Here is a 12,572-nt window from a genome sequence, read left to right as displayed (position 1 = left end):
AACGCTAAGTCACTGCGAATTCTGATTAGCAATGACGACGGTGTTTATGCTCAGGGAATTCATGCGCTTGCAGATGAATTAAGAGACATTGCCGAAGTGACAATTGTTGCGCCAGACCGAAACCGTTCTGGTGCTTCAAACTCGCTGACCTTAGAGCAGCCGCTTCGAGTGACACAGATTGCACCAAACACATATTCTGTTCAGGGAACACCGACGGATTGTGTTCATTTTGCTTTAAATGAGTTAATGAAAGATGACCTGCCAGACCTTGTTCTGACTGGTATCAATCATGGGGCAAATTTAGGTGATGACGTCCTGTATTCAGGGACTGTCGCTGCCGCAATGGAAGGGCACTTTCTCGGTGTTCAGTCTGTTGCATTTTCATTGGTTGGAAAGCGCCATTTTGAGTCTGCGGCAAAAATTGCTCGTAAGCTCGTACAACAACATCTCGCTATGCCAATTCCAACCAACCGCTTGTTGAACGTGAATGTCCCTGATCTTCCTTTGGAACAACTGGGCCAAATTGAAGTCACCCGCTTAGGTGCACGTCATCACGCAGAGAACATGATAAAGCAGAAAGATCCACGAGGGCATGATATTTACTGGTTAGGTCCTCCAGGAAAAGAGCAAGATGCTGGTGAGGGTACTGACTTTTATGCGATTGAGCGCGGTCGGGTTTCTATTACCCCGTTGCAAGTTGATCTTACGGCTCATGAATCACTGCGTGCTATGGATAGTTGGTTGAAGGAAGAGAAGTAATGAGTAACCCACATGCTGACCGGTTGATTGAATATCTCGTCGCCAGTGGCATTAAAGATCAACGTGTTCTGGATGCGATACATCACCTGCCGAGAGAACGGTTTGTTTCTCAAGCAATGATGCACCAAGCCTATGACAACAATGCGTTACCGATTGGTCAGGGACAAACTATTTCTCAGCCTTACATTGTTGCACGTATGACGGAGTTATTAGAACTTGAGCCGTCAAGTAACGTTTTGGAAATTGGCACTGGCTCTGGTTATCAAACTGCGGTTTTAGCGCAACTTGTCGAGCGTGTGTACTCCGTTGAACGCATTAAGTCTTTACAGTGGGAAGCCAAGCGTCGCCTCAAGCAACTTGATATATACAATATCTCTACTAAACATGGAGATGGGTGGCTTGGTTGGGAAACGAAAGGCCCATTCGATGCCATTATTGTCACCGCAGCAGCAGAAGTCATTCCCCAAGCACTTCTGGCGCAGCTGAAAGACGGTGGTAGGATGGTTATCCCCGTTGGAGAAACGGAACAACAACTATTGAAGATTGAACGTAAAGGCGACGAGTACCTTTCCACCGTGGTGGAGATGGTGCGGTTCGTTCCTTTAGTGGCGGGTGATTTAGCGTAAGGGTTAAAGATTGGTGAGTAAGTTATTACGTCGAACTAGTATTAGCTTTATGTTAGCTGCAGGACTTCTCGGTTGTGCGGCTCACTCACCAGCGCCTGTTTCTAGCTTAAAAAAAGATTACTCAAATGTTGAGCGAGGCAGCTATAGAGGGAGTTACTATGAAGTAAAGAAAGGAGACACACTTTATTTCATAGCATACGTCACAGATAAGGATGTAAATGACCTCGTTCGTTACAATGAGCTTGCTCAACCTTACACTATCTATCCAGGTCAGCGTCTAAAACTTTGGGCTCCGAAATATATTGCTCCGAAATTCGGGCAAAAAGTGGAACCCGTTGTGGCACCTATAGTTGCGAAGACTCCGGCTCCAGTGACTAAAATATCAACGGTATCCAAGCCTGTTGATTCAAGTAAAAGCTCTACCCCAAAAGTGCAGCCAGCTACCCCTAAAGTGGTGCAAAAACAGCCTCCAAAGAAGGTTGAACAATCCAAAACAAAGGAGTATGTTGGTTCAAAAGATAACCAAAATGTGAAGAAAAATCCGTCTACAACGACTACTAAAAATGCGAACGTATCGAAGTGGTTGTGGCCAACAAAAGGGAGAGTAATCAAGAACTTCTCGGCGGGAGAACAAGGAAATAAAGGTATTGATATCGCAGGACAGCGTGGTCAGCCTATCGTTTCAACCGCAGCCGGCACTGTTGTTTATTCAGGCAATGCACTACGAGGTTATGGCAACCTAATTATAGTGAAGCATAATGACAATTATCTAAGCGCATATGCCCATAATGACAAGCTGCTGGTATCCGAAGGACAAAGTGTTAACAGTGGACAAAAAATCGCAACCATGGGTAGTTCTGGTTCGAAATCCGTCAAACTGCACTTTGAAATTCGCTACCAAGGTAAATCAGTGAATCCAAAACGCTATTTACCGTAAAACTTTGAATAACAACTTGCGAAACCATTTAGCGACATATTGAGTTGTCATGTCTTGCTAACTCGCCAGGGGGAGGCGTTATGAGTATCAGCAACACAGTAACCAAAGTTGAAGAGTTTGATTTTGACGATGAGTCAGTGAAGACCGTTGCGAGTCAACTCGGAAAATCATCATCCACAGAAAGCAAAACTGCTGCGCGTGAAGAATTCGATGCAAGCAGCAAGAGCTTAGATGCCACCCAATTGTATCTAGGTGAAATTGGCTTCTCACCTCTACTCACTGCTGAAGAAGAAGTGCTTTATGCTCGACGCGCATTACGTGGCGACGAAGCTGCTCGTAAGCGCATGATCGAAAGTAACTTACGCTTAGTTGTAAAGATCTCTCGTCGTTACAGCAACCGCGGCTTGGCCCTTCTGGACCTTATTGAAGAAGGTAACCTTGGCTTGATCCGTGCAGTTGAGAAATTCGACCCAGAACGCGGTTTCCGTTTCTCTACCTATGCAACATGGTGGATTCGACAAACGATCGAACGTGCGTTGATGAACCAAACGCGTACCATTCGTTTACCGATTCACGTTGTGAAAGAGCTGAACATTTATCTGCGTACTGCGCGTGAACTTTCTCAGAAGCTCGATCATGAACCAACAGCCGAAGAGATTGCAGCGCAACTTGATATTCCTGTTGAAGATGTCAGCAAAATGCTTCGCTTGAATGAGCGTATTAGTTCTGTCGACACGCCAATTGGTGGTGATGGTGAAAAAGCACTACTTGATATTATTCCAGATGGTAACAATTCTGACCCTGAAGTTTCGACACAAGATGACGATATCAAGTCTTCTCTAATCCATTGGCTTGAAGAGTTGAACCCGAAACAGAAAGAAGTGTTGGCTCGTCGTTTTGGTTTATTAGGTTATGAACCTTCAACGCTGGAAGAAGTAGGGCGTGAAATTGGACTTACTCGTGAACGCGTTCGCCAGATCCAAGTGGAAGGTCTACGTCGTCTACGCGAAGTATTGATTAAACAAGGCCTGAATATGGAAAACTTGTTTAACGTCGAAGATGACTAATCGACATACATAAAGAGAAAAGGCTATGGTGAACCATAGCCTTTTTGCGTTTTAAGCAGGGTATCCAATTACAGCTAAAGCATTTTTTTCAAACGATACAGTTCTTCAAGTGCCTGGCGAGGCGTCATCTCATCGGGATCGATGTTTGATAAAGCTTGCTCCACTTCGCTTGGCTCAGGAATAAGGCTGAGCTGATTCGCCACATCGACCGCTCCCGGGCGAGGGGAGTCGTTACCATGACTTAACTGTTCAAGTTGAGATAACTTCGCACGTGCATTTTTGATCACGGTTTTTGGGACACCAGCCAAGCCAGCAACTGCAAGACCGTATGATTTGCTGGCTGCACCTTCTTGAACTGCGTGCATAAACGCAATGCTGTCTCCATGCTCGACCGCGTCTAAGTGGACGTTGGCCAGATTTGGCAACTGACTTGGTAGTTCAGTCAGCTCAAAGTAATGGGTGGCGAACAGTGTCATCGCGCCGATTTGTGTTGCCAGCCATTCTGCGCTTGCCCATGCCAAAGACAGACCATCATAAGTACTGGTGCCTCGACCAATTTCATCCATCAGTACTAAGCTGTTTTTCGTTGCGTTGTGCAGAATATTCGCCGTTTCCGTCATTTCCACCATAAACGTTGATCGCCCGGAGGCTAAGTCATCAGAAGCACCAATACGAGTGAAAATACGATCTAACGATCCAATCTGAGCTGATTCAGCTGGAACGTACGAACCGATGTGAGCCATCAGCGCGATCAATGCAGTTTGGCGCATGTATGTCGATTTACCACCCATGTTCGGACCCGTAATTATCAACATCTTACGCTGTGGGTTTAGCTCTATTGGGTTGGCGATAAATGGGTCACTGGTGACTTGCTCTACAACAGGGTGGCGACCTGATTGGATTTGGATACCTGGTTCTTTGACTAATGTCGGACGGCAGTAATCGAGTGAATCAGCACGTTCTGCCAGGTTTTGTAGTACATCCAATTGAGAAACCGCAGAGGCCAAATTCTGTAACTGTTCTAGGTTCGGCATCAACAGATCAAACAGCCCTTCCCAAAGCTGCTTTTCTAACGCGAGTGCTTTTGACTTAGAGTTAAGCACTTTGTCTTCGTGTTCTTTCAGCTCAGGAATGATATAGCGTTCTGCGTTTTTAAGAGTTTGGCGACGCACATAGTGTGGCGGTACCAAATGGCTTTGACCACGGCTAACTTGAATGTAGAAGCCATGCACATTGTTGTAACCAACTTTAAGTGTATCAATGCCATGACGTTCACGTTCGTCCGATTCGAGTTTTTCTAAGTATTCTGTTGCGCCATCAGCGAGTTTACGCCACTCATCCAGCTCTTCATTATATCCCTCGGCGATAACGCCACCGTCGCGAATCACAACAGGAGGGTTTTCTTTGATTGCACGTTCGAGTAATTCGCACACGTCATCGATTGGTGCTGCAAACTGAGCCAGCTTCACGAGGTATGGATGAGTCAGCGAGGCAGTAATGGCTTCTAGCTCTGGCAATTGCTGCATAGCGTGACGCAGACGAGCCATGTCACGAGGGCGGGCAGATCGTAACGCCAGACGGGCTAAAATTCGCTCAATATCACCAATCTGCTTTAAAGTGGGCTGAAGATCGGCAAATAGGCTTTGGTCTTTAATTTCACCGATGGCATCGAGGCGATTGTTTAATGTGTCGATGCGGCGCATTGGTTGATGGAGCCAACGCTTGAGCATGCGGCTACCCATTGGGGTTGCACAGTGATCGAGAACTGCGGCCAACGTATTGTCTGTCGAGCCTGCAAGGTTTTGAGTAATTTCGAGGTTACGACGTGTGGCGGCATCCAGAATGACAGAGTGATCCTGACGATCAAAAGTCAAAGAACGAATGTGTGGTAGTGCAGTACGCTGGGTGTCTTTTACATACTGGATCAAACAACCTGCGGCACATAAGCCAAGTGCTGCGTGTTCTACGCCAAAGCCAATCAAATCTTTGGTACCGAATTGCTGATTCAGTTGTTGTTTCGCGGTATCTAATTCAAATTCCCATACCGGACGACGACGGTTACCGTTGCGACTCGACATCAAATGGACGGGCTCAAAATCTTCAGGAAACAGTAACTCACGTGGTGCGGTGCGTTGCAGTTCAGCTGCCATTGCCTCTTCGGTTTCAGGTTCCGTTAATTGAAAACGGCCTGAAGTGACATCCAGCGTCGCGTAACCAAACTTACCGTTGTGGTGATAAATCGCCGCAATTAAGTTATCGAGGCGCTCAGAAAGAAGAGCTTCGTCAGTGACGGTACCCGGAGTAACAATGCGTACGACTTTGCGCTCAACAGGGCCTTTACTGGTCGCGGGATCACCGATCTGCTCACAGATTGCAACAGACTCACCAAGCTGAACAAGTTTGGCCAAATAGCCTTCTACGGCATGAAATGGCACACCCGCCATAGGAATAGGCTCTCCTGCAGATGAACCACGTTTGGTCAATGAGATATCAAGCAGTTGAGAGGCTCGCTTAGCATCATCATAGAAGAGCTCGTAGAAATCGCCCATGCGGTAAAACAGCAAAATATCAGGGTTCTCAGCCTTTAGCTTGAGGTATTGCTGCATCATCGGAGTGTGTTTTTGTTCAGCTTTCACAGGTAAGTTCTTTTGTTTATTTCCGGAGCGGCTTAGGATACGTGAATCCCTATCAAGTAAAAAGAGACAAAGGGCATTTTGGCTATGGAAAGAACAACAAAATTAAGCGCAGATTTAGGTGTGTTACTCGAGCTGCATGGACATGTGATGACGACCGCGGAATCCTGCACCGGAGGTGGTGTTGCTGCCGCTATTACTGACATTGCTGGCAGTTCTGGCTGGCTGGACCGTGCATTTGTGACTTACAGCAATGAAGCGAAAATGGAGATGCTCGGTGTTAAGCAAAAGACACTGGAAATGCACGGAGCCGTCAGTGAACCCGTTGTTATTGAAATGGTTCAAGGCGCGCTTGAGCATTCGAATGCAACGATAGGCGTCTCGATCAGTGGTATTGCCGGACCAGGTGGTGGCAGCGAAGAAAAGCCCGTTGGGACCGTATGTTTTGCATTCGCAGATAATCAACAATGGCTTTTGGTTGAAACCATGCATTTTGACGGTGATCGTGCAGCAGTTCGTGAACAAGCCGTGTTTCATGCACTGACTCGAATCTATCAGCATTTGGATGAGAAAATTTAAAAGTACGTTAGCCCAGACGTGATAAGCTCTGCGGCAAAGTTATACGTAGATCAGCCAAAGTTTTTTCTATACAGGTATAGACACTGTATGAATCAACAGTATAATAACTTTCATTGCTGAGCGATTAACTGCTCAAGAAAAGTTTAATGACTATTCGTCGCCTAAAAAGATGAATAAATCGGAGAAAGTAATGGACGAGAACAAACAGAAAGCGCTCGCCGCTGCGCTAGGTCAAATTGAAAAACAATTCGGTAAAGGCTCAATCATGCGCCTTGGCGATAACCGCGCAATGGACGTAGAAACCATCTCAACGGGTTCTCTTTCTCTTGATATCGCTTTGGGTGCTGGTGGCTTACCGATGGGTCGTATTGTCGAAGTATACGGTCCGGAATCTTCTGGTAAAACGACACTAACTCTTGAGCTTATTGCTGCAGCACAGCGTGAAGGCAAAACTTGTGCGTTTATCGATGCGGAGCACGCTCTGGATCCTGTCTACGCGAAGAAGCTTGGCGTAGATATCGATGCACTTTTGGTTTCTCAGCCTGATACGGGTGAGCAAGCGCTAGAAATCTGTGACGCATTAGCTCGCTCTGGTGCCATCGACGTAATGGTTGTCGACTCTGTTGCAGCACTGACTCCAAAAGCAGAAATCGAAGGCGAAATGGGCGACAGCCACATGGGTCTTCAAGCTCGTATGCTTTCTCAAGCGATGCGTAAGCTAACAGGTAACCTGAAGCAGTCTAACTGTATGTGTATCTTCATTAACCAAATCCGTATGAAGATTGGTGTGATGTTCGGTAACCCAGAAACAACAACTGGCGGTAACGCACTTAAATTCTACGCATCGGTTCGTCTTGATATCCGCCGTACTGGCGCAATCAAAGAAGGCGACGAAGTTGTGGGTAACGAAACTCGCATCAAAGTAGTTAAGAACAAGATTGCAGCACCATTTAAAGAAGCAAACACGCAGATCATGTACGGTCAAGGCTTTAACCGCGAAGGTGAGCTGGTAGACTTAGGCGTGAAGCACAAATTGGTTGAAAAAGCAGGCGCTTGGTACAGCTACAATGGCGACAAGATCGGTCAGGGCAAGGCAAATGCTTGTAATTACCTGCGTGAACATACAGAAGTTGCTCAGACTATCGACAAGAAACTTCGTGAGATGCTTTTGTCTCCAGCTGTAGCTGAGGGACCTGAAGCCGGTGAAATGCCAGAGAAGAAAGAAGAAGAGTTTTAACTTCGACTTGAAATAAAAGATATAAAAGCCCTGCGACGCGGGGCTTTGTTGTATTTGCTATATCTAAAGTGCTGAACAACAAATCTGTACAGGAAAAATAGGTTTAGGATCATCATGTACCAAAAGCGTCAAGCGCCAACTCTTTCAAGTAAAGAAGCTGCGATTCAGTTACTGAGCCGTCGTGACCACGGACAGTACGAGCTATATCAAAAGCTGGCATTGAAAGGGTATGAAGAAGCCGATATCGAAGCCGCGATCAATTTTTGTCTGGATCACAATTATCTTGATGATTTGCGTTATGCCAAAAGCCAGATTCGCCAACATGTCTATAAAGGTCATGGCGAACGCAGGATCCGTCAGGAATTAGCCCAAAAGCGCGTAGCGGAATCGGTTGTCGATGAAGCGATGATGGAAGAGCCACAAGACTGGTTTGAACTGGCAAGAATGGCGGCTGAGAAAAAATTCAAAGGCATAAAAGCCAAAGACCAGAAAGAGTACGCCAAACAGGTGCGTTTTATGCAATATCGTGGATACAGCTTTGACCAAATCAGCTTTGCACTGAGCTTTGACGAACACGATTGAGCGGGATTCTCCAGCATTTTTTTTTGTTTTTCTTCAAAATTATTCCTCTAAGACCTCTTTTCCGTAAGAAAACTAGTCGTAGCTGATTGCTTGATCTACAATACGGCGAAATTCTAACTCGACTATTTTCAGGAAGAGCTGCATGTACATGAGCACTGACGAGGTTCGTAACTCGTTCCTCAAGTTCTTTGAAAGCAAAGGACACCAAATCGTAGAAAGTTCATCGTTAGTACCACATAACGACCCAACCCTGCTGTTCACAAACGCAGGTATGAACCAATTTAAAGATTGCTTCTTAGGCTTGGAAAAACGAGCCTATACTCGAGCGACTACGGCTCAACGTTGTGTACGTGCTGGCGGTAAACATAATGACCTGGAAAACGTAGGTTTCACAGCCCGTCACCATACTTTCTTCGAGATGCTAGGTAACTTCAGCTTTGGTGATTACTTCAAAGAAGACGCGATTTCATTCGCTTGGGAATTTTTGACTCAAGTACTGAAACTGCCTCAAGAGCGTCTACTGGTTACTATCTACGAAACCGATGATGAAGCATTTGATATCTGGAACAAAAAGGTAGGCGTTCCAGCAGACCGTATCATCCGTATTGGTGATAAAAAAGGTGGTAAACCATACGAGTCAGACAACTTCTGGCAGATGGGTGACACAGGTCCTTGTGGTCCATGTACTGAAATTTTCTACGATCACGGTGAGCAAATCTGGGGTGGTCGCCCTGGTACTCCTGAAGAAGATGGTGACCGTTTCATCGAGATCTGGAACAACGTATTCATGCAGTTCAACCGTCATGCCGACGGTACTATGGAGCCGCTGCCAAAACCATCTGTTGATACAGGTATGGGTATTGAGCGTATCTCTGCGATCATGCAAGGCGTTCACTCAAACTACGAAATCGACGTATTCCAAACTCTGATCAAAGCAGCTGCTGAAGTAGTTGGTTACGAAGACCTGTCTAACCAGTCTCTACGTGTTATCGCAGACCATATTCGTTCATGTTCATTCTTGATCGTTGATGGCGTGATGCCTTCAAATGAAGGTCGTGGTTACGTTCTACGCCGTATTATCCGTCGTGCTGTTCGTCATGGTAACAAGCTTGGTGCACAAGGTGTTTTCTTCTACAAACTGGTTGGTGTACTTGCAGAAGTCATGGGTACTGCTGGTGAAGAACTGAAGCGTCAACAAGCGGTTGTAGAGAAAGTACTGCGTATCGAAGAAGAAAACTTCGGTCGTACGCTTGATCGTGGTATGTCGATCCTGAACGAAGCGCTAGATAACCTGGATGGCAAAGAGCTAGACGGTGAAACAGTATTTAAACTTTACGACACCTACGGCTTCCCTGCTGATTTAACTAACGACGTTGCTCGTGAGCGTGAGTTCACTATCGACGAAGAAGGTTTTGAGAAAGCAATGGAAGAGCAGCGTCAACGTGCTCGTGAAGCTGGCCAATTCGGTACAGACTACAACGCGACAATCAAAGTGGACGCGGAAACTGAGTTCTGTGGTTACACAGGCACAAAAGGTTCAAGTTCTGTCGAAGCCATGTTCGTTGAAGGCAACGAAGTTGAATCACTGTCAGCAGGCGATAAAGCAATCATCGTACTAGGTGAAACACCATTCTACGCTGAGTCAGGTGGTCAGTGCGGTGACGCTGGTGAGATTCGCACAGAGTCTGGCGTATTCCGTGTAGAAGACACTCAGAAGCTAGGTAATGCAATTGCGCATTACGGTGTAATGGCTGAAGGCGTTCTGGCGAAAGGTGATGATGTTGCAACAATCGTTGACGCTGAGCGCCGAGCTGCAACTTCATTAAACCACTCTGCTACACACTTACTGCACGAGGCACTACGTCGCGTATTGGGTGAGCACGTGCTACAGAAAGGCTCTCTAGTTCGACCTGAAAACCTACGTTTTGACTTCTCACACCTTGAAGCGGTAACAGCAGCAGAGCTAAAAGAAGTGGAACGTCTGGTTAACGCTCAAATTCGTCGTAACCACGCTATCGAAACCAATATCATGGACATCGAGTCTGCGAAGCAGAAAGGTGCGATGGCATTGTTCGGTGAGAAATACGACGATGAAGTTCGCGTACTATCGATGGGTGACTTCTCGACAGAGCTATGTGGTGGTATCCACGCATCTAACACGGGCGACATTGGCTTGTTCAAGATTACGTCGGAAAGCGGTATTGCTGCGGGTATTCGTCGTATTGAAGCGGTAACAGGTGAAGCAGCTCTAGACGTGATCGAAGCTCAAACAGCTAAGTACGAAGAGAAACTGGCAGAATCTGCGCAAAAATCGAAAGCGCTTGAAAAAGAAATTCAAAAGCTGAAAGACAAGATGGCTGCGGCAGAAAGTGCAAACATCATGGGTAAAGCGGTAGAAGTTAACGGTACAAAAGTATTGGTTGCGGCTCTAGAAGGTGCTGACAGCAAAAACCTACGTACTATGGTTGATGACATCAAGAACCAAATGGGTTCTGGTGTTGTACTTCTGGCTAACATCACGGGTGACAAAGTTGGTTTGATCGCTGGTGTAACTAAAGATCTGGTTGGCAAAGTCAAAGCGGGTGATTTAGTTAAAATGGTAGCAGAGCAGGTTGGTGGTAAAGGCGGCGGTCGTCCTGATATGGCGCAAGCTGGCGGTACTGACGTGGCGGCACTTCCAGAAGCAATCAAAACGGTTCAGCCTTGGCTAGAAGAGCGCTTGTAACAAGCTATAAATAACAAATATACGCTCAATCAATTTGTTTTGATTGGGCGTAATTTTTTTAAGTTGACCAAGTGGTTTAATGGACCAGAGATTAAGCTGGCCCACTAAGCTGCTTGGTTTTTCTTGTAACTACCACTTATATAAACAGAATGTATGTGGTCCGAATGAGACTTTGGTCTTGGGAAGGTGAAGACTGGTGAAAAAGCCCCTTATCGTGCAAAAGTTTGGCGGAACCTCTGTGGGTTCAATTGAAAGAATCCACCAAGTTGCTGAACACATCATTAAGGCGAAAAATGATGGTAATCAAGTTGTTGTAGTTGTGTCTGCTATGTCAGGCGAAACCAATAGGCTTATGGACCTAGCTAAACAGGTAGATAGCGTTCCTACAGCCCGAGAACTTGATGTTTTGCTCTCTGCTGGTGAGCAAGTGTCGATGGCACTGTTGGCGATGACACTGAACAAAATGGGTCATCCTGCACGCTCACTTACCGGAGCACAGGCGAACATTGTGACTGATAACCAGCACAATGACGCAACGATTAAGCACATTGATACTACGAGAGTGATGGCATTGCTTGAACAAGAGCATGTCGTTATCGTCGCAGGTTTTCAGGGTGTGAATGAAAATGGGGATATCACCACATTAGGTCGAGGAGGCTCAGATACGAGCGCAGTGACACTGGCTGGTGCACTACGTGCTGATGAGTGTCAAATCTTTACCGACGTTGATGGTATTTATACTTGTGACCCACGTGTAGTAAAAACGGCGCAAAAAATGGCAGTGATTGACTTTCCTTCAATGGAAGCAATGGCAAGCCGTGGTGCTAAAGTTTTACATTTACCTTCGGTGCAATATGCATGGAAGAACAATGTACCACTACGCGTGCTTTCTACATTCGATGTGAATGAAGGTAGTTTAGTTAAGGGAGAGATTGGCACACAAGCCATCTCTGGTATAGCTATTCAACGAGACCTTGCCATTATTGAAGTAGATAAAGAACATTTGTCTAGTGCTACAAAGCAATGTCAGATGCTAGGTATCGATATCTGGAATGTGATCGAGGAAACAGAACGGACAGGTATCATGATAAAACAAGATGCATGTGCCAAGTTCGATCTGGTGTTCAGCGATAAAATCCGTAATAGTGAAATGGTAAGCCTGTTGACCGCAGTAGGGCTTGAGGCCAATGGATTGGTCGAGCATGCATGCGATTTGCTGGCTGAGCAAGATATTGCGATCAATTTCTGCGCAACGAATGCACTCACTATGATGCTAGTATTATCTCCTGACTGTGTGGATATGGCGGCAAACATTCTTCATGATGCTTACATTACGTCTAGTGAAGCGTTAAGTATTCAGCAAAAACATGCCCTAATAGGGTGATTTCGCTAACAAGGTAGTTTACGAAAATATAACTTTTGTTGGA

Annotated in this window: 10 protein-coding genes; 9 read left to right on the top strand and 1 reads right to left on the bottom strand. The window is 46.0% G+C overall.

The window, feature by feature from the left end:
* Positions 1–12: 12 nt before the first annotated feature.
* From surE to rpoS, 4 genes are all read left to right on the top strand, one after another.
* Positions 13–759, top strand: coding sequence for a 5'/3'-nucleotidase SurE (gene surE / locus DBX26_RS12535; RefSeq protein ID WP_024372917.1), 747 nt, complete (start codon positions 13–15; stop codon positions 757–759).
* Positions 759–1,385 carry a protein-L-isoaspartate(D-aspartate) O-methyltransferase gene (locus DBX26_RS12530; RefSeq protein ID WP_014232979.1) on the top strand — a complete coding sequence of 209 codons (627 nt, stop codon included), beginning with the start codon at positions 759–761 and terminating at the stop codon, positions 1,383–1,385. The genes surE and DBX26_RS12530 overlap by 1 nt, the downstream gene beginning before the upstream one ends.
* A 13-nt stretch (positions 1,386–1,398) precedes the next feature.
* Positions 1,399–2,322 carry a peptidoglycan DD-metalloendopeptidase family protein gene (locus DBX26_RS12525; protein ID WP_118119368.1) on the top strand — a complete coding sequence of 308 codons (924 nt, stop codon included), beginning with the start codon at positions 1,399–1,401 and terminating at the stop codon, positions 2,320–2,322.
* Between the two features lie 80 nt (positions 2,323–2,402).
* Positions 2,403–3,389 (top strand): RNA polymerase sigma factor RpoS, encoded by a 987-nt coding sequence (gene rpoS / locus DBX26_RS12520; protein WP_024372915.1) that lies wholly within the window; start codon positions 2,403–2,405, stop codon positions 3,387–3,389.
* Between the two features lie 74 nt (positions 3,390–3,463).
* On the opposite strand, the gene mutS is transcribed toward rpoS, so the two are convergent.
* On the bottom strand, positions 3,464–6,025 hold the full coding sequence (gene mutS / locus DBX26_RS12515) for a DNA mismatch repair protein MutS (RefSeq protein WP_118119366.1): 2,562 nt from the start codon (positions 6,023–6,025) through the stop codon (positions 3,464–3,466).
* An 84-nt stretch (positions 6,026–6,109) separates the two neighbouring features.
* Here mutS and pncC point away from each other — a divergent pair, with 84 nt between their 5' ends.
* The 5 genes from pncC to DBX26_RS12490 all read left to right on the top strand — a co-directional run bounded on the left by pncC (position 6,110) and on the right by DBX26_RS12490 (position 12,529).
* The gene (gene pncC, locus DBX26_RS12510; protein WP_118119364.1) at positions 6,110–6,601 is read left to right on the top strand and encodes a nicotinamide-nucleotide amidase; all 492 of its coding nucleotides are present in this window, start codon (positions 6,110–6,112) and stop codon (positions 6,599–6,601) included.
* Between the two features lie 190 nt (positions 6,602–6,791).
* Positions 6,792–7,838, top strand: coding sequence for a recombinase RecA (recA, locus tag DBX26_RS12505; RefSeq protein ID WP_014232974.1), 1,047 nt, complete (start codon positions 6,792–6,794; stop codon positions 7,836–7,838).
* Between the two features lie 114 nt (positions 7,839–7,952).
* On the top strand, positions 7,953–8,420 hold the full coding sequence (gene recX / locus DBX26_RS12500) for a recombination regulator RecX (RefSeq protein WP_014232973.1): 468 nt from the start codon (positions 7,953–7,955) through the stop codon (positions 8,418–8,420).
* Between the two features lie 142 nt (positions 8,421–8,562).
* Positions 8,563–11,145, top strand: a complete 2,583-nt coding sequence (gene alaS, locus DBX26_RS12495) for an alanine--tRNA ligase (RefSeq protein WP_118119362.1) — start codon at positions 8,563–8,565, stop codon at positions 11,143–11,145.
* A 196-nt stretch (positions 11,146–11,341) separates the two neighbouring features.
* Positions 11,342–12,529 (top strand): aspartate kinase, encoded by a 1,188-nt coding sequence (locus DBX26_RS12490; RefSeq protein ID WP_014232971.1) that lies wholly within the window; start codon positions 11,342–11,344, stop codon positions 12,527–12,529.
* The last annotated feature ends 43 nt before the right edge of the window (positions 12,530–12,572 follow it).

The sequence above is a fragment of the Vibrio sp. dhg genome, from assembly GCF_003443775.1.
Taxonomy (GTDB): Bacteria; Pseudomonadota; Gammaproteobacteria; order Enterobacterales; family Vibrionaceae; genus Vibrio; species Vibrio natriegens.
This window is presented reverse-complemented; position numbering and strand designations above follow the sequence as displayed.